At 39.9% G+C, this 25,610-nt stretch carries 24 protein-coding genes; 6 read left to right on the forward strand and 18 right to left on the reverse strand.

Going from position 1 to position 25,610, the window contains the following annotated elements:
- Positions 1–114: 114 nt before the first annotated feature.
- The 4 genes from AN944_RS17770 to AN944_RS17785 form a co-directional block, all read right to left on the reverse strand.
- Positions 115–2,070 (reverse strand): hypothetical protein, encoded by a 1,956-nt coding sequence (locus AN944_RS17770; RefSeq protein WP_082420052.1) that lies wholly within the window; start codon positions 2,068–2,070, stop codon positions 115–117.
- Between the two features lie 233 nt (positions 2,071–2,303).
- Positions 2,304–2,684, reverse strand: coding sequence for a DUF2069 domain-containing protein (locus AN944_RS17775; protein ID WP_055025989.1), 381 nt, complete (start codon positions 2,682–2,684; stop codon positions 2,304–2,306).
- Between the two features lie 7 nt (positions 2,685–2,691).
- The gene (gene arsC / locus AN944_RS17780) at positions 2,692–3,042 is read right to left on the reverse strand and encodes an arsenate reductase (glutaredoxin) (RefSeq protein ID WP_055025990.1); all 351 of its coding nucleotides are present in this window, start codon (positions 3,040–3,042) and stop codon (positions 2,692–2,694) included.
- Between the two features lie 95 nt (positions 3,043–3,137).
- Positions 3,138–4,607, reverse strand: a complete 1,470-nt coding sequence (locus tag AN944_RS17785) for a M48 family metalloprotease (protein ID WP_055025991.1) — start codon at positions 4,605–4,607, stop codon at positions 3,138–3,140.
- A gap of 128 nt (positions 4,608–4,735) precedes the next feature.
- Here AN944_RS17785 and AN944_RS17790 point away from each other — a divergent pair, with 128 nt between their 5' ends.
- Together AN944_RS17790 and AN944_RS17795 are read left to right on the forward strand one after the other, a co-directional pair.
- Positions 4,736–4,963: a sulfurtransferase TusA family protein gene (locus AN944_RS17790; RefSeq protein WP_055025992.1), complete on the forward strand. Its 228-nt coding sequence runs from the start codon at positions 4,736–4,738 to the stop codon at positions 4,961–4,963.
- Positions 4,964–5,039: 76 nt separating this feature from the next.
- A complete protein-coding gene (locus tag AN944_RS17795; RefSeq protein WP_055025993.1) occupies positions 5,040–6,125 on the forward strand; it encodes an AI-2E family transporter in 1,086 nt (361 codons plus the stop codon).
- 104 nt (positions 6,126–6,229) lie between these two features.
- Here the strand turns inward: AN944_RS17795 and AN944_RS17800 are convergent, their stop codons facing one another.
- The 13 genes from AN944_RS17800 to AN944_RS17860 form a co-directional block, all read right to left on the reverse strand.
- Positions 6,230–6,427 (reverse strand): DUF2897 family protein, encoded by a 198-nt coding sequence (locus AN944_RS17800; protein ID WP_055025994.1) that lies wholly within the window; start codon positions 6,425–6,427, stop codon positions 6,230–6,232.
- A 25-nt stretch (positions 6,428–6,452) separates the two neighbouring features.
- Positions 6,453–7,190, reverse strand: a complete 738-nt coding sequence (gene kdsB, locus AN944_RS17805) for an 8-amino-3,8-dideoxy-manno-octulosonate cytidylyltransferase KdsB (protein WP_055025995.1) — start codon at positions 7,188–7,190, stop codon at positions 6,453–6,455.
- A gap of 73 nt (positions 7,191–7,263) precedes the next feature.
- The gene (gene kdnB / locus AN944_RS17810) at positions 7,264–8,334 is read right to left on the reverse strand and encodes a 3-deoxy-alpha-D-manno-octulosonate 8-oxidase KdnB (RefSeq protein ID WP_055025996.1); all 1,071 of its coding nucleotides are present in this window, start codon (positions 8,332–8,334) and stop codon (positions 7,264–7,266) included.
- A 91-nt stretch (positions 8,335–8,425) separates the two neighbouring features.
- On the reverse strand, positions 8,426–9,610 hold the full coding sequence (gene kdnA / locus AN944_RS17815) for an 8-amino-3,8-dideoxy-alpha-D-manno-octulosonate transaminase KdnA (RefSeq protein ID WP_055025997.1): 1,185 nt from the start codon (positions 9,608–9,610) through the stop codon (positions 8,426–8,428).
- 357 nt (positions 9,611–9,967) lie between these two features.
- A complete protein-coding gene (gene can / locus AN944_RS17820; protein WP_055025998.1) occupies positions 9,968–10,582 on the reverse strand; it encodes a carbonate dehydratase in 615 nt (204 codons plus the stop codon).
- Positions 10,583–10,815: 233 nt separating this feature from the next.
- Entirely contained in the window at positions 10,816–11,703 is an 888-nt protein-coding gene (locus AN944_RS17825) for an alpha/beta fold hydrolase (RefSeq protein WP_055025999.1), read from the reverse strand.
- Positions 11,704–11,794: 91 nt separating this feature from the next.
- Positions 11,795–12,493, reverse strand: coding sequence for a M15 family metallopeptidase (locus AN944_RS17830; protein ID WP_055026000.1), 699 nt, complete (start codon positions 12,491–12,493; stop codon positions 11,795–11,797).
- Positions 12,487–13,617 carry a succinyl-diaminopimelate desuccinylase gene (gene dapE / locus AN944_RS17835; protein ID WP_055026001.1) on the reverse strand — a complete coding sequence of 377 codons (1,131 nt, stop codon included), beginning with the start codon at positions 13,615–13,617 and terminating at the stop codon, positions 12,487–12,489. The genes AN944_RS17830 and dapE overlap by 7 nt, the downstream gene beginning before the upstream one ends.
- Positions 13,617–13,967 (reverse strand): ArsC family reductase, encoded by a 351-nt coding sequence (locus AN944_RS17840; RefSeq protein WP_055026002.1) that lies wholly within the window; start codon positions 13,965–13,967, stop codon positions 13,617–13,619. Before AN944_RS17840 ends, dapE begins: the two co-directional genes overlap by 1 nt.
- A gap of 150 nt (positions 13,968–14,117) precedes the next feature.
- The gene (crr, locus tag AN944_RS17845; RefSeq protein ID WP_055026003.1) at positions 14,118–14,627 is read right to left on the reverse strand and encodes a PTS glucose transporter subunit IIA; all 510 of its coding nucleotides are present in this window, start codon (positions 14,625–14,627) and stop codon (positions 14,118–14,120) included.
- 100 nt (positions 14,628–14,727) lie between these two features.
- Entirely contained in the window at positions 14,728–16,422 is a 1,695-nt protein-coding gene (gene ptsP / locus AN944_RS17850) for a phosphoenolpyruvate--protein phosphotransferase (protein ID WP_055026004.1), read from the reverse strand.
- Positions 16,423–16,433: 11 nt separating this feature from the next.
- Positions 16,434–16,691: an HPr family phosphocarrier protein gene (locus tag AN944_RS17855; RefSeq protein WP_055026005.1), complete on the reverse strand. Its 258-nt coding sequence runs from the start codon at positions 16,689–16,691 to the stop codon at positions 16,434–16,436.
- Positions 16,692–16,914: 223 nt separating this feature from the next.
- Entirely contained in the window at positions 16,915–18,549 is a 1,635-nt protein-coding gene (locus AN944_RS17860) for a methyl-accepting chemotaxis protein (RefSeq protein ID WP_055026006.1), read from the reverse strand.
- A 295-nt stretch (positions 18,550–18,844) separates the two neighbouring features.
- Between AN944_RS17860 and AN944_RS17865 the strand changes: the two genes are divergently transcribed.
- From AN944_RS17865 to AN944_RS17880, 4 genes are all read left to right on the forward strand, one after another.
- The gene (locus tag AN944_RS17865) at positions 18,845–19,543 is read left to right on the forward strand and encodes a DUF3334 family protein (RefSeq protein ID WP_055026007.1); all 699 of its coding nucleotides are present in this window, start codon (positions 18,845–18,847) and stop codon (positions 19,541–19,543) included.
- Between the two features lie 87 nt (positions 19,544–19,630).
- Positions 19,631–20,665 carry a LacI family DNA-binding transcriptional regulator gene (locus tag AN944_RS17870; RefSeq protein WP_055026008.1) on the forward strand — a complete coding sequence of 345 codons (1,035 nt, stop codon included), beginning with the start codon at positions 19,631–19,633 and terminating at the stop codon, positions 20,663–20,665.
- Positions 20,666–20,942: 277 nt separating this feature from the next.
- Positions 20,943–21,821, forward strand: a complete 879-nt coding sequence (locus tag AN944_RS17875) for a transporter (protein ID WP_235530998.1) — start codon at positions 20,943–20,945, stop codon at positions 21,819–21,821.
- 144 nt (positions 21,822–21,965) lie between these two features.
- The gene (locus AN944_RS17880; protein WP_055026009.1) at positions 21,966–22,904 is read left to right on the forward strand and encodes a DUF808 domain-containing protein; all 939 of its coding nucleotides are present in this window, start codon (positions 21,966–21,968) and stop codon (positions 22,902–22,904) included.
- Positions 22,905–23,096: 192 nt separating this feature from the next.
- Here AN944_RS17880 and AN944_RS17885 read toward each other — a convergent pair whose 3' ends face one another.
- Positions 23,097–25,589: a glycoside hydrolase family 15 protein gene (locus tag AN944_RS17885; protein WP_144430219.1), complete on the reverse strand. Its 2,493-nt coding sequence runs from the start codon at positions 25,587–25,589 to the stop codon at positions 23,097–23,099.
- Between the last annotated feature and the right edge of the window lie 21 nt (positions 25,590–25,610).

The raw sequence follows: 25,610 nt of genomic DNA on the forward strand, positions 1-25,610 counted from the left end.
TGAAAACCCCAAACGAGGTGCATGAAAAAGCCAGTAGGGAGTACCAACTGGCTTAATAAAAACCGTCAACCTATTTTAGGACTAGACATGATTTTAAATTAACTCGTAACATAATTATTGACGAATGAGAGGTGGCAGTTTTTTATGCTCTCTGCCCATTTGAACTGGACGACGTTCAACTTCAGTCGATATTGCCTCAAAGCCGCTCACTCTTGCTGGGTTACTTGAATTTACTGGCGTAATGGCAATATTATCATACCAATTTATACCAGCAGTCATATTAATGGGTTCAGGTAATGCATTAAGCAGTGTTTTACCGTCAACCTCTGGCATGATTTCATCAATAACGAAGGCTGCTCTATTTAACAGTTCAGCTGAGCCAACTCTGCCACGTTGTCCCCAATCAACGATTAAGTCCGTTGCATCAGTTACTGCAACATCACGTTGGATTTGATATCTATGACTCATGAAGGATTCTTCAAACAGCATTGCTGCATCCTCACGAGTTGAAGAGTATGCATAAAAGTCATTTGCATGATCTGTTAAAAAGAAGCTGGTAATGTCGCTCGGTAAATAGGCTTTTTGGGTTGCATTAGCGTCAGTGCCTTGAAAGCTAACACTGGCTAAACCATACATTTCACTGCTGGTGAGTGGGTCGACATTTTGAAGTTGGTCTGACACCAATGAATTACTATCGGTTCTTCGATAAAAGTCATCAATGAGAGTTGGCCCTATTAAAGTGCCATGTACTGAGCGAGGGAAAAAATCATTCGCATGAGCTAATTCATGATATAGCAAACTGGCTAGACTGGGGGTGATATCTGCAATGCTACGTGTTTGGCGCTCTGTTCGCTCTACACTGGAGTAAGCGTAATTATTATCCTTTACATATCGCCAAGGCATTATAAATTGTAACTCATTACCAAAATCACTACGGTAATCTGGTGCTTCGTTAATTGAATCTCGTTGCTCTGGTTTTAACCATAAATATTCAGGGTCTAGGTAAATAGCGCCAGTCGCAACCCAATAAAATGACGGTCTAACATCGTAGCTTATTACGACGGCTGTGACTGATTGTAACAGTTTAATAAAATCACTATTGGGGTCAGCTTGAGTTAAAAATGTTTCGAAATTTTTACCCATCCAATCGTGTGAAACAACAACACGATCCATCACAGAACTGATGTTTTCAGCATTATTCATTTGGCCAATTAAAGGTAAATCTACAATCTCACAAGTTTGCTGTAATTGAGTTGAGTAAACACATGAACTGGCAATATCTGCATAACTTGATTCAGTATTATATGAATAAGTTCGTGCTACGGGTTGATCAAAGTAAGGCGAGGTAATTGATGGTTCATTGGTTACCAAAACAAACACTTCATCAGATAAGCTTTGACCAGAAACTTGACCCGTTGCTTTTAAACCAATAATGCTGTCGGTGCTGACAGTTGGGGCGGTAAATAATGGACGTTCCTCGTTGGTTAAATCAAGGTTGATTTCTTGTCCTGAGAAGTAACACCATTCAATATCATTTGCGACTTGACCATTGATCCGCTGTAGTCTCAAACTCACGTCGTTACCTTCTACGACTTGATGGTCGCTATTGATGTTTAATTGGGCAATAGCAGCGCCTGCATCAATATTGACAGTTTCAGTAAGCTCGGTTTGATTGCCTGTAACAGTAACTGAAAATGAATAACTGCCTGGTTCAGGTATAACAAATGATAGCAAAGGGCTGTTTTCAGAAACCGTACTAATGATAGGGCCTGATAGTTGTTGCCACTTGAAGTTCATTCCAGATGACTGACCAGCGCTCATGCCTGCGATAATTGTTGCTGATTGCCCAGCAGTGTATTGCCGCTCAATATTAAAAATCAGATTTGATGCCGTTTCGACTTGAACTAAGCCTAAACTGGTTTCACATGCGTTAATTGGCAGTGAGTTGTCAGGGGTTCCATTGCTTTCTGAGTCGCTAGAAGAACCTCCACAGGCGGATAAAACTAATGCTGTAATACTCACAGCGAGTGTTGAAGATATTGAAAGCGAATTAATAGGGCCAAGTTTCATGCACAATCTCCGTTGCTTATTACTACTTACTTCGACGACCTTTTAAGCACTAAAGGCTAGTGCAAAGTTATTATAATTCACTATAGCATGGGAATTAAGTAACCTAAAGATTGTGTTAACCCATTGGTAACTTTAGTGTAAATATATATTCACTTATAAAATAAACCGAGATACTTGGAATAAAAATAATAAAAAAGCGCCATGAGGCGCTTTAAAAATCAACTATGACGATGTTATTTGTCTTGTTGGGGTTTTTTCTTTAAGCCTAAGCCTAACTCTCTACCGCGTTTACGGGCATAAAACGGAAAGCCTATGAGTAGGGCACTAATTAATAATGACTCAATAATGGCAAAGTATAATGCGTCTTCTGTGACCCAGACTAAAGTTAACCCATGTAATAGGTATAAGCAGAGAATGAAACTCGCCCAAGCATAAGTATAAGGCTTGCCTGTTAGGATCCCTTTAATAGGGAGCAATAGGGGAACAATCCATAATAAGCTAAACGCCATTGAATATACGCCACTAAGACCTTGTTGAATAAACCAACCTGTTAATAGCATTAGCAATGCAACATATCCTAGCCGGCACAGCTGAAACAAAGAATGTGTGCTCATGATGATCCTATAAAATCGCTAGTACATTTTCAGGCGGTCTGCCTATTGCCGCTTTGCCATTTGCAAGCGCGATAGGGCGTTCAATCAGTTTTGGTGTTGCAACCATCGCTTGAATTAGTTCTGCTTCAGTGAGCGCTGAGTCTGCTAAATTCTGTTCTTTATACTCAGTTTCTTTAGTTCGCATCAATTCGCGCGGAGTAAGATTCAATAATGAGAGAATTTGTTGGATATCTTCAACCGTCGGCGCTTGTTTTAAATATTCAACAATTTGAATAGAGGCATTATTTTCTTCAAGTAATGCAAGTGTTTGACGGCTTTTTGAACAGCGAGGGTTATGGTACAAAGTCACAGTAGTCATGGGCTTCACTTCTATTTATATTTTGGCGACAGTCTAGCAAAGAATCTTTCAAAAAGTTAGCCACTTCTAATGGAAGTGGCTAATTCATTTAGCGGTTATTTTAATGCGTCTAATGAGCGTTTAGCTTGTCTAAATTGCCTAATGCGAGCTTCAATTCTGGCAATCTGTAAAGCTTGCCCCTCTGAATGACGATAAGCATAATTAAGCTGGTCTATGGCGCCATCATAATTTGCTGCAAGTGCCATGGCTTCTGCATTGCTGTAGTGTTCTAGGGCTTTATTACCTAATTTACGATAAGCCTGCGTCATGATTTGATAAGGCAAGGTATTTTGTTTGTCGAGGAAAATTAAATCTTCTAACAAAGGAATTGCTTTTCTAGGTTGATCGGCTTCTACATAAATATTCGCTAAATTGGCAGCAATGACTGACGATGTTGGTTTTAATTTAAGGTGATGATTAAGCATTGCAATGGCTTCATCATAATCGTCTTTTTGCGCCAATAAATCGGTTTTGGTATCGATATAGAACAAGTTATTTCTATCTTGTTCTAATAATTTATCAATGATCTGCTCTGCTTCGTCAAAACGTTTAACTCTGAATAAAGCCAGTGCTTTACCATACTCAGCGGCACTTTTAAATGTGTAGGTCTTTTTACGCAATTGATCATCAAATAAAGACATTGCGGCTTGGTCGCTGTAATTTGAAAATCTTACTTGTATTCTGGCTTTTGCTAGTTGGTAATTAAGCTGATCTGGAATATAGCGATGAGGATATTGCGCTGCACGATTTCGAGCATCCGTGATCCGAGATTCAGGTAATGGGTGAGTAAGCAACATTTGTGGTGGCGTACTCGTAAAACGATATCGAATGGCCAGCTTTGAGAAAAAATCAGAAGCGCCGTTAGGATCAAAGCCTGCATCAGCTAAAATTTGCATGCCGATTCTATCTGCTTCACGCTCATGTAATCGAGTAAAGTTAATTCGAGCTTGAGTCGATAATGCTTGCGTGGTTGCTAGTGCTGCCATACCAGCTTGTGGGGCTGCAATTGTTAACAAAATAGCGCCTAACATACCAACAATTGTTGCTGTTGAGCTTTTGTCTTGGGCTTCTAATGACCGTGCTAAATGTCGTTGGGTTACGTGAGTAATTTCATGGGCAAGAACCGAGGCTAACTCACTTTCCGTATCGGCATGTAAAAATAGCCCTGTATGAACGCCAACATGACCACCAAAAAAAGCGAACGCGTTAATTTCATCATTTCTCAGTAAAAAGAAATAGAAAGGGGTTTTTACCCCTGTTGCGTGCGCAACTAGCTTATTTCCTAGCTCTGATAGGTATTGATTTAAGACAGGATCACTAATAACTGGCGCCGAAGAACGAATGACACGCATGTAGGCATCGCCATATATCATTTCTTTTTCAAGGCTGAAGGTATTAACTGCGGCAGTGCCAAGATCTGGAAGGTCATTATTGGCGAAACTTTTCGCAACTCCTGCCGTCAGTATTAAGGAGACTGCAGTAGTGATAACACCTTTGGAAAACTGAGAAAACGATAATTTGCGCAAATGAAACCTTTATTATAATTATTTCAATAGGGTGGTGTGTAAAATGACAATAATACTCACACAGTTTGGCTTGTGGTTTATCTTCCTTGCTAGGATAATAGCCAGAGAATATGTAAAGCAAGTTTAGAATGAAAATTATTGATTTAACTGCTCATCATTGTCCTTATCCTTTAGTGCAAATCAAGCTCGCATTAAAAAAAATGCAGCCTGGAGAATTGCTCGGGATTAGTATCTCTGACTCTGGTTCACGTCGAGATGTTCCGCCATTTTTAAAAAAAATTGGTCATCAGGTTGAGATTACTGATGATAACCCAAAAAAGCTATCGATGGTCATTACGAAAGGTAACACTTTCTAAGTTTAATTATGTGTATAGTTAACTTAATATCATTAAATAGTGAATTCAAAGTGCGACATTTTTTTAGGTATTTTACATGCTCTCTTATTTAGGCGATTGGTATAAAGCGAGATTCAGCGACCCACAAGCTATCACGCTTTTGTTTATCTTACTCGGAATTGGATTACTACTGTATTTTGCTGGTGGCTTGCTAGCGCCTTTATTGGTCGCATTAGTTTTAGCGTTTTTGCTTGAGTGGCCTGTGGCTCAAATTTCTCGTTTTGGCATTAATCGAAGTGTTGGGGCCTCGTTAATTTTAGTTTTATTTATCGGCTTGATGGTGCTGATCGCATTTGGTTTAGTGCCAAGTCTATGGCGACAAGGTATCGCTTTAGCCACTGATTTACCTGTAATGATTGATACAGGCATGCAGTCTTTAGTGTCACTGAGTGAAAAGTACCCACAATACATCAGTATTGAACAAATTGATGCGATGGTGATTGAGCTTAAAAAACTACTGGATACTCAGCACTTGCTGGATATCGGTAAGCAACTTCTGGGCTATTCAGCATCTTTACTTGTGTTAATGGTGTACGTCATTTTAGTTCCTTTACTTGTGTTCTTCTTTTTAAAAGACAAAGAACAACTGATTAAAAGCAGCAAACGATTTTTCCCTAATAACCGTGATTTAGCACGTAAAGTCTGGTTTGAAATGGATCAGCAAATCTTTAATTATATCCGCGGTAAAGTGATTGAAATCGTTATTGTTGGGGCAGTGAGTTATATCTTTTTTGCCGTTATGGGCTTGAGGTATTCAGCACTTTTAGGTGTGTTAACAGGATTGTCAGTGTTAATTCCTTACGTTGGCGCCACTTTAGTGACTTTACCCATTGCACTTGTCGCTTTTGTTCAGTGGGGTGTGAGCCCTGAATTTGGCTATGTGATGATTGGTTATGGAATTATTCAGGCGCTTGATGGTAATGTCTTAGTACCTATATTGTTCTCAGATGCTGTTGATTTACATCCTGTACTTATTATTGCCGCTGTGTTGGTTTTTGGAGGCTTATGGGGCGTTTGGGGAGTCTTTTTTGCGATACCATTAGCATCGCTAGTTAAAGCGGTTATTAATGCTTGGCCAGACAGCCAACCTGCTGAAAGCGAACCCATAGTCAAGGCCGATTGAGCCAACGAGTTTGAACTCATAACGGCCTTAATAATCGAATATAAAAAAAGGTGACATTATGTCACCTTTTTCTTGGGATACTTTTACTGATAGTGAAGATAATATTACTTATCTTTTTGAGTCTCTGAATCTGATACTGAATGCTCAGTGTTAGATTTGCCTTGGCTGTCAGAAGGCTTTTTAGGATCGCCAAACTGCGGCATTTTAAATTTAGCACTGTATTTCAATACGGCTAAATTACTTGCAATAATTCCAACCACCAAAATGATAATGATCCAAACTTCTAATCCAGATAAATCCATAGTTGCCTCAAATTTTGATGTTCAGTTAATCAACAGCTAAACGTTGTTCACATTTACGAATATCTTCAGGCGTATCTACTTCAGGTGAATCAAATGCACTGATTGCAACCTTAATCTTGTGACCGTACTCAAGCGCTCGAAGTTGCTCTAATTTCTCTAAGTCTTCTAATCTACCTAGAGGAAGCTTTGCAAAAGCATTTACAAAACGGCGAGTGTAAGCATATACGCCTAAATGCTTGTATACAGGATAGTCGTCTGTATCTCGGCCAAACGGAATACAAGAACGAGAGAAATATAAGGCATTAAACTCATTGTCGAATACCATCTTCACGTGTAGTGGGTCGTCTCTTTCTTGCTTATCAATGATTTCAAAACCTAATGTCGCCATCTCAAACTCACCTGGGTGACGTTCAAACAAGCTAATGATTTGTTCAATTGAAATAGGATCAATTAGCGGTTGATCACCTTGAAGGTTAATGACTAAATCGTCATCATCAAGACCCAATTGACTAATGGCATCATTGATACGGTCAGTACCCGACGCAGCTTCTGGGCTTGTCATGACGACTTGTCCACCAAATGATTCAACCGCTTCTTTGATACGGTCGTCATCTGTCGCAACGTAAATATTATCTAATCCTTTGGCTAATGATGCTCGCTCAAAAACGTGCTGGATCATTGGCTTACCATTAATAGGTGCTAGTGGTTTGCCAGGAAAACGGCTAGAACCATATCTAGCAGGGATTAAAAGGGTAACTTTCATTAAAAAACCTACTTATCATTATTCGATAAACAAAAGGGCTCAAAAGAGCCCTTAATTATAGCGAGGGGGGCTATTAAATACGACGGAAAAGTTTAGTCAGCATTTCGTCTGTTACTTTCTCTTCCCAGCCTTCGCCATAAACATTGTCCCATAATGGACCCATGCTCTTAGTTACAGCAACCATTTTAGCAATGGTTTCATCTGGTAAGTCTTTACAGATATTCTTAGGTAAAGTGATGTTGTGAACTTCCATCATTTTACGGAACTCTTTAACGCCTTCAGGGTAAAACTCTTCAAGTACGTCAAATGCTAAACAGTTACCTATACCGTGATGGTAACCCAACACGTAACCTAGACCATAAGATACCGCATGACATGCACCTACTTGGCTGTATGCGATGCTCATGCCACCCATGTATGAAGCCATCATGAGCTTGTCATCTTTTTCTTCATGATTGTCTAAGAACACTTCGCGGCATAAATCCATTGATTTTTCGGCAAATGCTTTAGCAAATTCATTTAAGTATGTGCCTTCTAATGACTCAACACAATGGATATAACAATCCATGCCCGTGTAGAACCATTGATCAGTTGGTACACCAGCAATTAACTCTGAATCCATGATAATTTGGTCAAACACAGTGTAATCTGAGTTCAAACCTAACTTACGTACTGGACCACAAAGTACAGCTGTACGTGATGCTTCTGCACCAGTACCTGATACAGTTGGAATACCAATATGATGAATAGCAGGGTTCTTAATTAAATCCCAACCTTGGTATTCAGCACTACCGCCTTCATTGGTCAGCATAAGTGACACAGCTTTAGCTAAATCAAGTGTTGAACCACCACCTAAACCAATCACACTTACAGGTGCTTTCGAATTAAATGCTTGAACTTGTGCGGTTAAGTCATCAACTTGTTTCGTTGTCGGCTCATCATCTACATTCACGTAGATTAATAAATCATGGTCTTTTGCAGGGACACGGCCAGCAAGTGGCTTATCTTGATGCACATCATCAACTAAAAAAACCACGAAATCGTTTGCTTCTTTACGCTCTTCTGCAAGTACGGCATCAAGTTGAGCAAAAGAACCGCGACCAAAAATCATTTTTGGCACACACTTAAAATTTTTGAAACTCATTACAACATTCTCCGTTGAGATTAGTACTGTAAAAAGTACTATTGAGCTATTACTTTGGTAAGCTTTAGCTCAATAGAAAGAGTAGGATTAATTAAGCAAAAGCACGCTTGATGTTTTCAATACGTTGAGCAATTTCTTCTTCTGTCCAAGATAACTTGATTAACATAGAGATAGTACGGCTCATGATTGCATCAGACTTTGGCGTTTCCACTTTAGTGTAATCTGGACGATCTTGAATTAATGTGATCGGTAAAGCAGCTGGCGATTTAAGCTCTTGAATATGCTTCCAGTTGTTTAAGTAGTGCCAGTTGTTAACATACCAATAGAAACAACCATCAACGCCGTTTTCTGCTAACTTCTTGTTGATTTCAATTGTGCGCTCTTCGGTCGGCATTAAGAAGGTTAAGAAACCTGCTGAGTCACCTTCAGGATCTGGGATTTCACGGAATGTGACTTCAGGGATTTCGGCCATTGCATCTTTGATTAGCTTTTTATTAGTACGCTGGATATCAATAATTTTATCAAGCTTACGAAGCTGTGCCAGACCCATCGCTGAGTTCATTTCTGAGATGCGGAAGTTCAGTCCCATGATAGGGTGGCCTTCAGCGCCGCGATCATTACCAACATGGTCATGACCGTGATCTGAGAACATGTGCGCATGGTTATAGATGGTTTCATTGTTAGTCATGATAGCGCCGCCTTCACCACAGGTGATGGTTTTAACAGAATCAAAGGAATAACAACCAACATCACCGATTGTGCCTAATGCTTTACCTTTGTAGCTGCCGCCGATAGCTTGACATGCATCTTCAAGGATCACTAGGTTATGTTTTTTACATACCGCTAAAATTTCATCCATTTTAGCCATAGAACCACACATATGAACAAGGTTAATTGCTTTAGTGCGTGGAGTAATTGCAGCTTCAATGCCTTCTGGTGATAGACATAGTGTTTCATCAATTTCAGCGAAAATAGGTACGGCACCAGCCATAAATACTGCTTCTACAGATGCAACAAAAGTAAACGGTGGAACAATAACTTCGTCGCCTGCGCCAATACCTGCAGCAGCCATTGCCGTTTGTAATGCAGCGGTACCACTAGAAACAAGATGCGCATGTTTTGCGTTCATCTTTTCACAAAGAAGCGCTTCCATTTCACGTGTTTTCCAACGATCGTTACGCATGTGATCGAAGTTGTAGCGAAAGGTAAAACCGTTTTCCATCACGTCAGCGACTTCTTGCTTTTCCTCTGGTCCAAATAATTCAAAACCTGGCATGGAAATTATCTCCTAAAAAATGCAGTGCGCGAGGTCGCGCTAAATAAACCCGAAGATTATAACTGTGTTAGGCAACTAAATGCATTAACAATATGACCTTATCTGAGCGAAGTAGGTGAGTTTACTTGCTCAAGAATGCATAAACAGCTAAACCTTCTCTATTTCGATTAATATTTAACCGACGTTATTAAAGATTGATGTTGTTCAATAATAGCTAAAGATGACAAATTTGAAGGGGTTTATTGAGTATCTAGCGATACGAGAGGGTTAAATACCAGGCAAACAAGTCCATATACCTATTATTGTAAATGTGTAAATGGACGTTAAGTTTGCTCTATGATTGATTATTACTGGTTATTACGCTTTATTGTCAGCATGCTCACTTGATACCGTGACATCTAAATCAGTCAATAATCCATTATTAATGCCGTAGATCCAGCCGTGAATAGCCAGTTCTTGACCACGATCCCATGCATCTTGAACAATTGAGGTGCTACTTACATTGGCGACTTGTTCCATCACATTTAATTCGCACAATCTGTCGAATCGTTTTTCGTCATCAAGCTGCTCTAAATCGCTACGGTGAATACGATAAATATCTTTTAAATGTCCCAACCAGTTATCAATTAAACCAAAGCGCTCAGTAGTCATTGATGCTTTAACACCACCACAACCGTAATGACCTACCACCATGATATGTTTAACTTTTAGTACTTCAACCGCATATTGAATAACTGACAAACAGTTTAAGTCGGTGTGAATGACCATGTTAGCGATATTACGATGAACAAAGACTTCGCCTGGCATTAGGTCAATAATTTGATTTGATGGAACACGGCTATCAGAACAACCGATCCACAAATATTCAGGGCTCTGTTGTTGTGCTAGCTGTTTAAAGAATTCAGGGTCTTCTTCGTTAATGCGTTCGGCCCAGCGGCGGTTATTATCAAAAAGTGGTTTAAGTAATTTCATCGTGTTTGGTAGACCCTAATAAATAAAAGTATGCTAATTCAGATTCGTAAACTGTCTGATTAATATCATTTTTAAAGTATATCAGTATTTATTGTTATGCTGGTCTATCCATTCGAAATAGATTGAGAATACTGATTTAGAAATAGCGAACTCAGCCACTACAGCTGAGTTCTTAAGCGTATTTGTCATTGATTGACGAGTGTGAGGCACAGCGTACAAGACTAACCTTTAGGTTAGCTTTCGAAAAAATTGATCAAATGTTGATTAACCATGGCAGCCTGTTCAACATTTGCTAAGTGACCTGCTGCAGTTAGTTGTTTTAAGGTACTTCCTGTAATGCAATCCTGCATTAAGTAAGCTTCTAAAACTGTTCTTAACTTGTTTTGCTCGCCAACTAAAATGAGGCAAGGCAAAGTTAATTGCTCCGCTAACTCGAGTGTGTCTCGCTTGTATAAAAAAAGTGGCGCCATCAATGCAAGCTCAGCAATGTTATTTGGACTGAGATTTTGAAGCGCTTGAGAAAACCTTTCTGGAGTTAATGAGTTATTCGTGTTTGCATCACTGCTATTCTCTGAATGACTCACTTCATTGTTATGGCTCTCAATTGCAAGATTAGCGAAATACTGCTCTGTAATAAGGTCAGCCATCTCTTTAGAGCAGCTTTGTTGTTGACTGATTTGATCAATCCATTGCTGATATTTGATGCAGTTAACTTGCGGCTCAAAACCAATAAAACCGTTTGCCATCACCATTTTTGTAACTGATGTGGGCGATATCAATGCCATCTCTGCGGCAATTGCACAACCTGAGCCGTTAGCAACTAATCTGAACTGGTTAAGGCCAAGTGATGATAACAGTGATAAACATTGCTCAGCGATGGTGACCAGTGATGTTGTTCCCTTAGGCATAGGATCTGATTGACCATGTGACCATAAATCAATGGCGATACACCGATGTTGTGATTTAAGCGCATCGATTTGAGCTTGCCACATACTACTGTCTGTTAAAAAGCCATGAATGAATACAATAGGTTGTGAATCTGTATTGTGTTTATCACTATCTGAGTAATACATAGATTGGCCATCAATTGTGGCAGTTAAGTAATGTAGCGGCTTTGTCATGTGGTTCTCGATGTTTTTAGCGATACTGTTTGATTATTTGAATACGGTCATGGCAGCTATCGTTACTGGAATCAATAAACATTATCAATGTTTATTGATTTGGCGGCTGCGCAACGTAAAAAACATATTCTTCTACAAGTTTATCTAGTCTTTTAAGTAGCGCAGATTGTAAAGCGATTTCTGATTGAGACAAGAGCTGTCTTAAAGATTCTACCTGATAATGTGACATAAATTGCGACGATTCTGGATAGTAACTTAAATGCCAAGGCTCTGGGCTAACACCACTCTTATTAGGTTGATACGGTAGGTAGAAACCAAACTCATGGGCATGTTGCGTTAACCAACTGGCTAACTGAGCACATGGTCCATTGCCCTTATATTCATCCGTAATCAAAGCTAAGTCAGCTTTTTGGATATTGTTGGCATCAAATATATCGATATCAGTCCCCCAATGATGGCGGGAGGCACCAGGCAAGGCTGACCAGGTTAAAATACAATCTATGAGTTCATTTTCTGAAAGACATTTGCTATCAATAGCTTGGTTATTAATATCGAGTAGTACTCGTTTACCATGAGCTTTAGCATTCCAAATTGCCATTTGCCTATGAAAATCACGATAGGCGGAGCAGATTTGAATATTAATACCTGAATCTGCCGCATGCTTTTGTAACCGCTGAAAAGCTGCAGCTGTTTTTTGAGTTAGCAGAAATTGATCAAAAGAGACAAGATGCTCAGCATCCAGCCCATAAAGAGCCGGATGAGCAATACTTTTGAGCGAAGAGGTTAGCAAAGGAGCTTTTCCAGAATAGACTCGTAACATTTGGCCAATAGTTCAAGATCTGAGATTTTTACACACTCATTCACTTTATGAATTGTCGCATTTACCGGGCCTAATTCAATAACTTGAGCACCAGTGGGGGCGATGAATCGGCCATCTGACGTGCCACCTGAAGTTTGCGGGTCGGTTTCATAGCCTGTGACTTCAAAAATGGCGTCTTTCGTTGCGTCCAGCAATGGGCCATCGCCAGTAAGGAAAGGAAGACCATTAAATACCCAATCGATATCATAATCGAGCCCATGAGCGTCAAGTATGTTTAGCACACGTTTGATTAATTCATCGGCTGTGACTTCAGTTGAGTATCTGAAGTTAAACATCACCTGTAAATCACCAGGGATAACATTAGATGCGCCTGTACCACCGTTAATATTTGCTATTTGAAAACTGGTTGGTGGGAAAAATTCATTGCCGTTATCCCAATGCATTTGCGCGAGTTCAGCAAGTGCTGGTGAGGCTTTATGAATAGGGTTATCAGCAAGGTGAGGGTAGGCAACGTGTCCTTGAATCCCTTTCACCGTTAAATTACCGGTTAAACTACCACGACGACCGTTTTTAACCACATCACCTAACTTATGAGTCGATGAAGGCTCACCAACCAGTGACCAAGTAATTTTTTCATTACGAGCTTCAAGGGTATCAATGACACGAGTTGTACCATTAATAAATGGACCTTCTTCGTCGCTGGTAATTAAAAAAGCTATGGAGCCATTATGATCTGGGTGTTTTGCCACAAAGCGTTCTGTAGCAATAACCATAGCTGCTAATGATCCTTTCATATCGGCTGCGCCGCGACCATGAACATAATCATCGATGACAGTTGGTTCAAATGGTGGAGTGTGCCATTTGTTTAAATCGCCTGTGGGAACAACATCAGTGTGTCCAGCAAAACAAAAAACGGGGCTTTTAGTGCCTTTTCTTGCCCACATGTTGGTGGTGTCTTCAAATACCATTGATTCAATGTTGAAACCAACAGCAGATAACCTATCAGCCATCAAAGTTTGACAGCCTTCATCAAGTGGGGTTACTGAAGGGCGTGCGAGTAAATCTTTAGTGAGCTCAAGTACGTCCTGGGTCATTAGTTAAACCACGCTTGATAGTCTGCAGCTTTGAAACCGATTAATATTTTATTATTTGTTATTAATACAGGACGTTTAATTAGCGTTGGAAACTCCAGCATCAGCTCGAGCGCCTTTTTCTGATCAATATCGGCTTTTTGATCATCGGTTAAATTTCGAAAACTCGTGCTACGTTTATTAAACAGTAGCTCCCAATCACTTAACTCAAACCACTGGTTGATAATATCAGCTGTGATGCCATCTTCGCGAAAGTCATGGAAGGTGAATGGCTGATTTTCTGCTTCTAGCCATTTACGTGCTTTACGCACTGTATCGCAGTTTTTAATACCATAAATAACACTGTTGCTCATGGGGTAATGTATTCCTTGAATTAAGTTATTGTTACGCATTGCAGTTATTGCTTTTCATCTATAGCTGGATATTGCACTACGCTCTGTTCAATGATGGGTTAAAGCAAGCCTGTTTTTAGCTATAACCCATATCTACAATGTAAATCGAATTTAAAGCTCAACGGTAAAAATGACACTTTTACCAGCTGTTACAGGACCTTGAGCTTTCACTAAGTATTGAATATCTTCCATGTTGGCAAGCACAACTGGGGTAAGCAGACTCTCTACTTGATCGGTTAAGTAGTCTAAATCAAATTGTAATATCGGATCGCCGACGTTTACTTGTTGTCCTTCTTCTGCGAGTCGCTTAAAGCCATTGCCTCTAAGCTCTACTGTGCCGACACCAAAATGAACAAATAATTCAAGCCCCTGAGGGGACTCAATACTGAAAGCATGATTAGTTTCAAAAATTTTGCCAATTGTGCCATCAATAGGCGCTAGAATTAGCTCGCCTGTTGGGTTAATTGCTAATCCATCACCGACAATCTTTTCAGCGAATACTACGTCGGGTACTTTTTCAATGTCTACTAGGTCGCCAGAAACAGGCGCAAAAATTTCAATGCCGCCAGTTAAGGTCGGCTGCCCAGATATAAGTCGGCGAATACGGCTTAAAAATCCCATGAGATATAGCCTCTTTTTTGTAATGTTATTATGGTTTTATTCTAGTGCTGTCTGATTTTTTTATAAACAATAATTATTGTTTTCAAGTAAATTAGTCAAATTAACTGAATAATTGATTAAGTTGTTCAATATGGCTAAACCCTAATGCTTGTTGGGCTTGCTGATAAAATTGTTGGTATTGACCATTACAAATGGTCGCTTTTACATCCAATAAGCTGGCAGTATTAACACTGAGCTCATCAATTCCTAGACCGACGAGTAAACTAATTAATTTCGTGTCACTGGCTAATTCGCCGCAAAGGCACACTTTTGTTTGGTGTATTTTACAGGTGTCTACAGCCATTTTTATGAACTTTATCATTGCTGGAGAAACTGGCGGATAATCATTAACTAGCACAGGATTACCGCGATCAGCTGCTAGAGTATATTGGGTTAAGTCATTACTACCGATACTAACAAAATCAAGTCGTGGCAATAGATGCGGTAAATTTAACACTGCTGCTGGTGTTTCAACCATGATGCCAATATTAAGATCGCCAAAGCCTTTTTCTTCTTCAATTAACTGTTGTTTACACCAATCAATTAATTCTAGCGCGAACTCCAACTCTTCAATTTGATTAACCATTGGGAATAGTAATCGGATACGTCCATGATTCGCTGCGCGAAGTACAGCTTTAATTTGAGTAGTAAAAAGGTGTTGGTGTTGTAAGCTATACCGAATACCACGCACGCCTAATGCCGGGTTATCTTCATATTGTTGAGTAAGGCAAGGGATTTCTTTGTCCGCTCCGATATCAAAGGTGCGTATGGTAAGGACCTTGCCATTTAAGCTATGTAATGCATCGCAGTATTGTTTGAACTGCTGTTTTTCATCTGGAACTGAGTCGACTTGCATAAGTAAAAACTCAGTCCTAAATAACCCAACGCCAGCAGCGCCGCTGCGCTCTATCTGAGTGAAATCACTCATGCTACTTACGTTGGCAAGCAAACAGACAGGGTGGCCGTCTCGGGTGACACTGGGTTTATCAACATAATGTAAAAGTGCTTCTCGGCGTTCTTTTTCTGCGGTGGCTTTTTGCTCTAGTTGCTGCTGTGTTTCAGCAACGGGATTAACATGCAATTCACCACTAAAGGCGTCTAAAATTAGCGGGGCACCATCTTGAATGTCATAGTCATCGAATTGACAACTTAATAACGCAGGTATCCCAGCAGCTTTGGCCAAAATAGCAGTGTGGCTTGTGAGCCCGCCAGTTTTAAGCACAATGCCTTTTATTTTGTTAAGCGGAATGGTTGCAAATTCTGCTGGTGTTATATCCTCAGCCAACAAAATACTATTATCAGTGAGTTTTGATACATCCCATTGAAGCGTACCATTGACGGCAGACATTAATCGCTTACCTAAACAAATAACATCATTACTACGGTTAGCGAGATAAGGGTCGTCTAGCTTGGCTAGCTCTTCAGCATGTTGCGCAAAAATCCGTTCAATGGAGACAACGGCAGAGAAACGAAATCGAGTAATATATTGGGTGAGTTCATCAGCTAAATCTTCATCTTCTAATAGCATGATATCAGCATCAATTAGATGAAAATGGTCGCTTTCAGTATTAAGGTTAACTTGACAATGCTTGAGGTGTTTTGCCAAAAAGTCTATGGCTTTAATGGCTTTGTCACATTCACTTTTAATTGACGCAACAGGCAGTAATCGGTAATCAACATGTTGATGATGCAAATTGATATGAACTGCTTTTCCAAAAGCAATTCCTGGTGACACTACGATTCCTGTTAAAGCCATAAACTATCCTGTTAACTGAGTGTAATTAGCAATTCAGACACGGTTTCTACCGCTTTTTCTGCCTGTTCTCCTTCAGCAAATACCTTAACCGACTGGCCTTGGTATAAGCCAAGAGTTTGCAATTTAAATAGACTTTTGGCGCTTGCTTGTTTTCCATTACATTCGACAATGACGTCACAGTCAAAGTTTTTTGCTGCTTTGACTAATAATGCAGCAGGTCGTGTGTGAATTCCGTGAGGGGCAATAATGGTAACAGTCTTTTCGTACATCAACAGGTAACTCTTAATAATAGGCTTGCGAAGTATGATACCGCAAAGCTTTTTAGGCTGACAGAGACTTTACGTGTTAAGGCTTATTTGAAGATGAATTTTACGAGGTCATTTAGGAGAGCGACAAAGAGATATACCAGCATTAACGCCACAATGTGGCGCTTGCTGGTATAGAAAGGTGACTTATTTATTACTAATACATTAGGCTTTAGCTGTCATTACATTAGCTGGTTTTAAATTGACCTAGTGTCTCAGTAACAGTTTGGCTAATCGTTTGTAATGATTGCGCTGCTTCAGAGTTTGTTTCATTGGTTTTTACAGCTATTTCGGTCAATTCAGAAATTCGGGTAATGTTACGGTTTATTTCTTCAGTGACTTGAGATTGCTCTTCTGTTGCACTGGCAAGCTGAGTATTCATGTCACTGATATTAGCAATAACGGCGAGTATCTCAGTCATGGCATCTTGTGACTGTAACGCCTTAGATTGCAATTGAATCGATTGTTCCTGGGTTTCAGTATTACTTTTGATAACAGACTCAACGCCGTTATGAATATCAGTAATGATTTTATTAATTTCATTGGTAGATGCTTGGGTACGTGTTGCTAACGCTCTTACTTCGTCAGCAACGACAGCAAAACCTCGGCCATATTCACCTGCTCGTGCGGCTTCAATTGCTGCATTTAGTGCTAATAAGTTGGTTTGATCTGCAATACCACCAATGGTATCTAGTATGGTACTAATTTCTACAGAAGACTTGCCTAGGTCATGGGTGGCGCTTTCTGCATTTTTTAACTCATTTACTAACTGATCTGTTTCATGCACAGTCTGCTGCATAAATGCGTGTGATTGCTCGGCTTGCTGTTTAACATTGTTAGCACCATCAGCGGCTTGATAGGTGTTTTGTGCCATATCATGGGTAGTGGCTAACATTTCATTGACCGCAGTAGCAACACTTTGAGTTTCACTATGGATCAACTCAGAGCTTTGATTCGACTCTTCTACAGCCACTAATAAATGTTGTGCATCATTATCTAGATCACGGCCAAGTGGTTTTAAATCCGACACCATGGCTGAAATTTTGATCACAAAGTCATTGAACGCATCGGCCATTTTAGCCACTTCATCCTTACCACTGTTATCAAGTCGCTGTGATAAATCGCCTTCGCCTTTAGCAATATTCTCCATTGCTGCAATTGCTGCATTAATCGGGGAGGTAATCGATACATTCAGTAATAAGAAGAAAGTAAAGATAGGAATAGAAATCAACATCATAATAATCAGATAGTTGATAACAACACTTCCCATGCTATCCATGACGTCGGTCGCACTGGCATGGGCAATAATAGTCCAGCCCAATTCTGGGTAGAACTGGGCTCCTGCAAGAATAGTTTCAACGCCAGATGTTGATGCAATATTATCTTTATATTCAACGTGACTTGTCGTTGTCGATTTAGCTTGTCTGGTAAGTTGCGCAAACGGTTTACTGCCATCAGCGGCAATATATTGCTCAAAAGAGCGGCCTTCTAGGTTTGGACTTTCAGGAAAGCTAATAATGACATTTTGATCATTGATAACAATATAAGCGTCATTAGAGCCATAACGCAGTTGAGAAATAATATTAAGAATGTCTTGTTGTTGCTGTTGGTCAGCAGATTGGGGCAAATCAGCTGATAGCGCGCTAAGCATTGAGGTAGCGGTGCTAACTTGCGCAGCAATTTGAACTTGCTTCTGTGCAATTAAATTATTGTATTGTTCGTTAATTGAAAAGCTGGCAAAGCAAACGGTTCCTATTGCTGCCAGGGCGAGCATTATGATCAGGCGCTTTAAGATAGTTAACTGTCTGAGGAAAGCGATCATGTTCGTCCTTAAAGAGAGTAAGTTCAATGTATTGCGCAAATATAGACAGAAACAGTTCCAGAAAGAACTGTTTAATAGTTGATATGTGATCTATTGAAAGATTTTTACAAAAAGATACATATGTTGAGTAGAGTTGGCCCACAAATAAACGGTAAAGAATATACGCAATATCAGCTTGTTAGTGTAACGCTTGTTAGCTTGTTTGTTTATTTTTGATAATGAGATGTTTAGTCTTTGATTTATTACTCGTTAAGCCTCAGAATGAGGGAAAAGTAAAAACTAGGTATACATTGTTATGGATTCAGTTCAAGTTGTTACAACAGATGATATTTTACTCAAATTATGTCACTCGGTTTCCCACGTTCTTTCAAGCACTAGCGACAGTCAAGTCACCCATGCCGGTATGGTGCAAAACATTACACGTACGTGTTTAAAGCCTGATCTAGGATGTTTTTCAATTTTTGATGGCGGGTTTTCTGGTTTAGTGGTGATTAACTTTTCCAAAGAAGCTGCAATAGAAATATATCGTCGATACATGATAAATATGGGGATGCCAGAGTCAGAGCTTGCTTTCTCACACACCTCTGATGACGTTGGTAATGTCATGGGGGAGTTAATGAATCAAATATTAGGTGATTTCATTAAAACTGTGTCTAAAGAATTACAAACATCTATCAGTCAAAGTCAGCCGAAAATGTTGACAATTAATAAAGAGTTAACTATATCGATTGATACTAATTTAGATGAAGCAGTATCAAGAAGAGTGTCGTTCAAAACGGCAGATAATCATATCTTTTACTTAGAATTTGCGATGGATAAAACTGAATTCATTAAATTAAAAGAGTTTGAATTAGATGAAGAATTTGACCCAGACTCATTAATTGAAGCACACAGAAATACACAAGGCGAAGCTGATAAATCAACTGCAAAAAAAGACCCAGCAGTCGTGGTTGCTGATGATGCTGACGACTTACTGAGTGAGTTAGGATTATAAAAGAAATTAAACGGTGAAAAGAAGCGTTATTTTAGGTATAAACAATACGTGAGTATCTAAAATAACTATAAAAAGGCCTGATGCAAAATGACATCTAAAGCTACCTCAATTGATATCGCATACCGTGCTGGCGTATCTCAATCTACTGTTTCTAGAGCGTTGAGAAATAGTCCACTTGTAAACTTGGAAACGCGGCAACGCATTCAAGCTATTGCCAAAGAGTTAAATTACAAAGTCGATAAAAACGCCAGTAATCTTCGTACCCAAAATAGCCATACTTTAGCGCTGTTAATTTGTGAAGATCCCACAAACGATGAGTCGTTAATTAATCCTTTCTTTTTATCTATGCTTGGTTCAATCACCCGTGCAACTGCACAGCAAGGGTATGACTTACTCGTTTCATTTCAACAGCTTTCGAGTGATTGGCATGCAGATTACGAAGACAGTAATAAAGCTGATGGGATTATTTTATTAGGTTACGGAGACTATGTAGATTATGAACATAAGCTGCAAAAGTTATTAGAACAAAATACCCACTTTATTATTTGGGGGGCAGAACATAATAACAAAGAAGTGCTGTCCATCGGTTGTGATAATCACCAAGGCGGTGTTATCGCCACAGAGCACATCCTCTCATTAAACTTAAAGAATATTGCCTTTTTAGGGGATGCATCAGAGCATAGCCCTGAGTTTCGAGACCGTTATTTAGGTCATGCCGAAGCGCTAAAAAAAGCGGGTATTAAACTCAATAAAAAATGTCAATTTGATGCTATTAGCACTGAAAGCTCAGGTTTTGATGCTGCAATGAAATTATTAGATAGCGGGCATCAATTCGATTCAATCTTTGCTGCCAGTGATTTAATCGCCATTGGTGCAATAAGAGCACTTAAACAGCGTGGCGTTAATGTACCAGAAGACATTGCCGTTGTTGGTTATGATGACATTCCGGTTGCAAGTTTTGCAAACCCTGCGCTCACCACGGTCAAACAAAATACTAAACTGGCAGGTGAAATTTTAGTTGAAAGTCTTTTGAAATTAATTCGTGGTAAGGACGTTGGACCGCAGTTAATTCCGACTAATTTAGTGGTTAGGCAGTCGTGCGGTGGCGTTGATAAGTCGTAACAAATAATGACTTTGGTTTATGTTAGCTACCTTATGATAGTCACTTTATGTTAACCACCTTATGATAGTCACCTTATGTTATTCAAAGTGCGGTAATCAGTGCTGCATTTTGTTTTAGTGACATTTGCCACGTTAATGACTATCGCTTAAGTCTTTGTTTCTTGTGTAAGTCCGTTTTATATCAGTCATTATGGAAAATGCTTTGTAATTTATGAAGGAATTAACCCGATTTAATCGATGCGCATTCACTTTGCTCACAAGGTTTAGCAAAATAAGTTTGTTAGGCATTACAGCGCTTTTTTGGCACACCCATGTGTATAGCCAAGATCTTGAACCTCGCAGTTATACCAATATCCCTATCGACATGCATTTTCTAGCCCTGGGCTATCTGCACTCAGAAGGGGCCTTATCGCCATCACCTTCAGTTCCACTCAAAGATGCACATTTAACGCTAGATGCTGCCGTGCTTGGTTATGCGCACTCATTTGCGCTAGCGGGTAGTTCATCAAAATTTGATATGTCCTTATCTCGCATTTGTATGGCAGGCTCAGCGAATTATCAAAACGACATTGTTGAAGCTGACAGATGTGGTTATGGCGATCCTAAAATGCGTCTGACTTGGAACTTTTATGGTGCACAAGCATTACAACGGAAAGATTTTGCCAAATCTAAAGATGGATTAGTTGTTGGCTCAAGTTTGCAACTTAGCTTGCCATTAGGAACCTATGATGAAGATAAACTGATCAATGCTGGTGCCAATCAATGGGTATTTAGACCAGGAATAGGGATGTCGTACCGAGTGGGTAATTGGTATTACGATGCCATGACGTCAATTCGAATTTATAGTGATAATGATGAGTTTTACAATCAAGTGTCACTTGAGAAACAAGCACAATACACGTTTCAAGCTCATGTTATATACAGTATAGGACCAGGACAATGGGTGTCATTGAGCGGAAATTACTTTGTTGGCGGAGAAACCAGCAAAAATGGAATTGACGCTGATGATGCTGAGGACAATTCTCGTTTTGGTTTGACGTATTCACTTGCCTTTAATCAACATCATAGTATGAAACTTTATGCCAGTACGGGCGTGATCACACGCATAGGGAATGATTTCGATACACTGGGATTAGTCTGGCAATACGCTTTTTAATCGCTTTGTCGAAAGTAAAACGTCGACTTGAGCTATCGTTAAGCAATATTAAACTTAGGTTTTAATCTTAAAAATACGATTAACATCATTAATCGCAACCCGATTAGTCAAAACGAAAACATTGACGACAAACAAGGACGAGATATGGCTGGCGCAAGTTTATTAATGTTATTGGATGACATTGCTGCAATATTGGATGATGTTGCTGCTATGAGTAAAGTAGCTGCCAGAAAAACTGCAGGTGTGTTGGGAGACGATTTAGCGCTAAATGCTCAGCAAGTGTCAGGTGTTGCCTCTGAACGTGAATTACCTGTTGTGTGGGCAGTTGCTAAGGGCTCTTTTCTCAATAAATTAATTCTTGTTCCAGCTGCTTTATTAATCAGTGCTTTTATTCCTTGGGCAATAACACCGCTGCTCATGTTTGGTGGGTTATTTTTATGCTTTGAAGGATTTGAAAAAGTCCATCATTGGTATGTTCATCGTAAAGATAGGCAAACTGACTTGTCAGAGCAGGCTGTTATTGAAAAATCAGTAGAAGATATTGCGGCTTTTGAAAAGACAAAAGTGAAGGGGGCAATTAGAACTGATTTTGTATTATCAGCAGAGATTATTGCGATTAGCTTGGGTGTTGTGGCTCAAAGCAGTTTGTTAAGTCAGTTTTTAACCTTAAGTGTCATTGCGATTATTATGACTGTTGGCGTTTATGGATTAGTAGCAGGCATTGTTAAGATTGATGATTTAGGGTTGTACTTAACAAAACGACAAGGCAAAGGGGCCTTAGTTGCTTTTTGGCATAAGCTTGGTTTTGGTCTATTAACCTCTGCACCGTACTTAATGAAAGGACTAACAATTGTCGGCACGATAGCAATGTTCATGGTAGGTGGAGGTATTCTGACACATGGTATGCATCAAGTTAGCGGTTTAATTACACAAACAGCGCTATGGATTGCTGAAGTTGAATATGTGGGCTATGTGCTGGCATTTATAACTCCAAGCATACTCAATGCGATTTTTGGTTTGATTGCCGGTGCCATTGCCGTATCGATATTTTCGTTATTTGCTAAACTAAAACAAGGACAATAAACGACAAAACGTTTAGGTATTCGCTAGATTTGTTTTAGCAAACTCCAAAATAAAAATGCCACTCATTGAGTGGCATTTTTTGATTTGTGGGTGTTGAACTGAAGATTGTTAATTTTCTGAATTCAATAACTCATTCTTTTAGCGATAGTTAATAATCTCTTTAAAAGCAAGCCAACTATCTAAATCTACAAGTTATTCAGCCAGTTTATCCGCAACAACAGGATAGAAATCCCATACTGCCTTATCAGTCATCGAGCGTACTAACTTGACGTATTCAGCATGTGTCCACGCAAGTGGTGTTGCTGAGTTAGTGCCTTGACCCATCGCGTAGTTATAACGAGTTGGATTACCAACACCATCCCAAGCTTGTTCTGGCAACATTAAGCCTTCATTAGCAAATGTTTCCATACCTTGAACGTAGGTATTAATTAATTGCTGGTGGACTTCTGGCGTTAAACTACCGGTCGATTTGGCAAGTGCCAACTCATAATGACCACGTTCACCGGTAAAGAATGGCCATACTCTGCCTCGTTGATCGGCGGTATTACCTTGCTCAGCATAGCTGAAACCAGTTGTGATATCTTCGCCATAACCATCATTACCATATCGACGGTAACCCGGAATTTTGCTGCCATCTTTGGCTGTAAATTCATATTTAACACGAAGATTATGCTCAAGAGTTGTATCGTCAATCAGCATGACGCTGTTCTGAATGATACCATCTGTAGCATCCTTAACACCGTAACGAACTAATTCAAGAAAACCGCCGTCTAGAATCTGGCGCTGATCTAACCCTGGCTTGCCATTATTATCCAGTAATTTATCAGCATTATTTGGGTTTCCGTTTGGACTGATACGCACATAGTAAGGTTTACCTTCTTTGGCAAGTTCGCCATTGTTAGTTACCATAGTGGTTTCAAGGCTTGCTTCTAGTTCTTTGGCTAACGTTAGATATTCAGCTGCTTTTTCATCGTTAACTAGTTGGGCAATATCACTGGCTGCCACTAATCCTGCAATGACAGCTGCAGTTGTCGAAGGTGAGAATCCTGCTTGTTCTTCCCAGCGCTCTTGTTGGGTACTTGGCGGAGTTATTTCAGTATCGTTCCAGTCTAATTTAACTTTACCGCCAGTGACTAAAAAGTCTGCAGCGGGTTTTAACATGTCTTGGTACCACTGAGTGATTTCAGCATCAGTTAATACGCCAGCTTGCCATAACTTCCACCCCAACATAATTGGCATAGCCGTTTGGTCTAACTGCACGCCAACCCATTCAATTTGACCGTCAACATGCGTTTTTTGTAAGAACCAACCAGGCGTGCCAACATATTCAGGCGTTTGCTGACTAACTTGCACTTTTTTCAAGTATTCAAAAGCCACTTTTGGCGTTTCAAGGTCGCCCATAGCAAGAAAGGCCATTGCACATTGATAAAAGTCACGTGGCCAAACTGCTTTATAGCCTGTACTACCGACTTTAGCAGAGACTGAGTCACCCCATGGGTTTGATAGCGAAGCAATTAATGCTCCGGCATGGGTTTTATCTTCTTGCGCTTTTAGCACTAACGCACTGGTATAAAGTAATTTGCCATCATCAGTAGTATTGCTGCTCATGGCATTAAGTGCGGGTAAGCCAGTTAAGTAGTCTTTCCAGCCAAGGTGTTTATCATCACCTAAATAAGCACTTAATACTTTGTCGTAACCTGCAGAAAGCGTGGCTTCAACACTAGCTAAGCTTTGGGCTTTGTCTGCACCAAAACCAATAGCCACATTCATTTCTAAGGTGTTTTCACCAGTGGCTTTGTTGAGTGTCTTGTACTGAGCAGTTAACGCAACGTTACCGACAGTTTCTGATGCTTTACTGGTAGATTGATAGTTGTTGTCCAGTACGCCATTATCTGCCAAATCTACTAAGCCGTCTGACTGACCAACAAAACCTGCTGAAGCTTTTGTAAAGGCTACATCGGATTTAATCGTCATCACAGATGAGTCTTTAGCATTGGTGTAAGCAACAAGTGCTTGCTCTTCAATACTCGCAATATCGTTAGCACCGCTATTATCTACATGCGGGTTGGCGTATAAATGAGGGGTTATTCCATCAGCAAAAGCGGTAAAAATAACTTTCATCATCATACTGTCACGGTTTGGATCAGTGAAAAAATGTTTTTCTATCTGATATTGACCGTTTTTAGCTTTATTAATGACTTTGTATGCTAATGAAAGTGGGCGACCTTGTTCATCGTGATGTAGGTATTCGATGGTGCTGATCGTGTCATCTTTTTCTGTATCGACAAACCCTTCACCAGTGATGATAAATTGCATTTCTTTTAGTTGTGCATTGTGGATCATGCCATACATGGTTTCGGTTAAGATCCCTTGTGCGAGTGAAAACCACACTTTACTGACAGGGTTCTCAGCTGTTCCTTGGTACTGACCGTCAATGTAAGGCTCATAAGATGTACCGATACCGGTCTTACCAGAAAAAGCCCATGTAGGCGCAGCACCTGGCGCGCCTGGTGCTATTTGCACTTGAGTTACTGCTGAACTGGTGTCTGCTGATGTTGGAACATCTTTATTGGCTGTAGTTTCTGAACAAGCCGATAAAGCGAAAATAGAGGCCCCAATTATTGCAATATTGATCGCACTTGCCAGTGTAGATTTTTTATAACTGTTAATGCTTTTACCCATCATGTGTAACTTTCCCCAATCAAG

The organism is Shewanella sp. P1-14-1 (genome assembly GCF_001401775.1).
Classification (GTDB): domain Bacteria; phylum Pseudomonadota; class Gammaproteobacteria; order Enterobacterales; family Shewanellaceae; genus Shewanella; species Shewanella japonica.

Excerpts from the sequence above, each read along its gene's own strand:
- AN944_RS17770 (WP_082420052.1), bottom strand. The coding sequence starts at position 2,070 with ATGAAACTTGGCCCTATTAATTCGCTTTCAATATCTTCAACACTCGCT.
- AN944_RS17775 (WP_055025989.1), bottom strand. The coding sequence starts at position 2,684 with ATGAGCACACATTCTTTGTTTCAGCTGTGCCGGCTAGGATATGTTGCA.
- arsC (WP_055025990.1), bottom strand. The coding sequence starts at position 3,042 with ATGACTACTGTGACTTTGTACCATAACCCTCGCTGTTCAAAAAGCCGT.
- AN944_RS17790 (WP_055025992.1), top strand. The coding sequence starts at position 4,736 with ATGAAAATTATTGATTTAACTGCTCATCATTGTCCTTATCCTTTAGTG.
- AN944_RS17795 (WP_055025993.1), top strand. The coding sequence starts at position 5,040 with ATGCTCTCTTATTTAGGCGATTGGTATAAAGCGAGATTCAGCGACCCA.
- AN944_RS17800 (WP_055025994.1), bottom strand. The coding sequence starts at position 6,427 with ATGGATTTATCTGGATTAGAAGTTTGGATCATTATCATTTTGGTGGTT.
- kdsB (WP_055025995.1), bottom strand. The coding sequence starts at position 7,190 with ATGAAAGTTACCCTTTTAATCCCTGCTAGATATGGTTCTAGCCGTTTT.
- kdnB (WP_055025996.1), bottom strand. The coding sequence starts at position 8,334 with ATGAGTTTCAAAAATTTTAAGTGTGTGCCAAAAATGATTTTTGGTCGC.
- kdnA (WP_055025997.1), bottom strand. The coding sequence starts at position 9,610 with ATGCCAGGTTTTGAATTATTTGGACCAGAGGAAAAGCAAGAAGTCGCT.
- can (WP_055025998.1), bottom strand. The coding sequence starts at position 10,582 with ATGAAATTACTTAAACCACTTTTTGATAATAACCGCCGCTGGGCCGAA.
- AN944_RS17825 (WP_055025999.1), bottom strand. The coding sequence starts at position 11,703 with ATGACAAAGCCGCTACATTACTTAACTGCCACAATTGATGGCCAATCT.
- dapE (WP_055026001.1), bottom strand. The coding sequence starts at position 13,617 with ATGACCCAGGACGTACTTGAGCTCACTAAAGATTTACTCGCACGCCCT.
- AN944_RS17840 (WP_055026002.1), bottom strand. The coding sequence starts at position 13,967 with ATGAGCAACAGTGTTATTTATGGTATTAAAAACTGCGATACAGTGCGT.
- crr (WP_055026003.1), bottom strand. The coding sequence starts at position 14,627 with ATGGGATTTTTAAGCCGTATTCGCCGACTTATATCTGGGCAGCCGACC.
- ptsP (WP_055026004.1), bottom strand. The coding sequence starts at position 16,422 with ATGGCTTTAACAGGAATCGTAGTGTCACCAGGAATTGCTTTTGGAAAA.
- AN944_RS17855 (WP_055026005.1), bottom strand. The coding sequence starts at position 16,691 with ATGTACGAAAAGACTGTTACCATTATTGCCCCTCACGGAATTCACACA.
- AN944_RS17860 (WP_055026006.1), bottom strand. The coding sequence starts at position 18,549 with ATGATCGCTTTCCTCAGACAGTTAACTATCTTAAAGCGCCTGATCATA.
- AN944_RS17865 (WP_055026007.1), top strand. The coding sequence starts at position 18,845 with ATGGATTCAGTTCAAGTTGTTACAACAGATGATATTTTACTCAAATTA.
- AN944_RS17870 (WP_055026008.1), top strand. The coding sequence starts at position 19,631 with ATGACATCTAAAGCTACCTCAATTGATATCGCATACCGTGCTGGCGTA.
- AN944_RS17880 (WP_055026009.1), top strand. The coding sequence starts at position 21,966 with ATGGCTGGCGCAAGTTTATTAATGTTATTGGATGACATTGCTGCAATA.
- AN944_RS17885 (WP_144430219.1), bottom strand. The coding sequence starts at position 25,589 with ATGATGGGTAAAAGCATTAACAGTTATAAAAAATCTACACTGGCAAGT.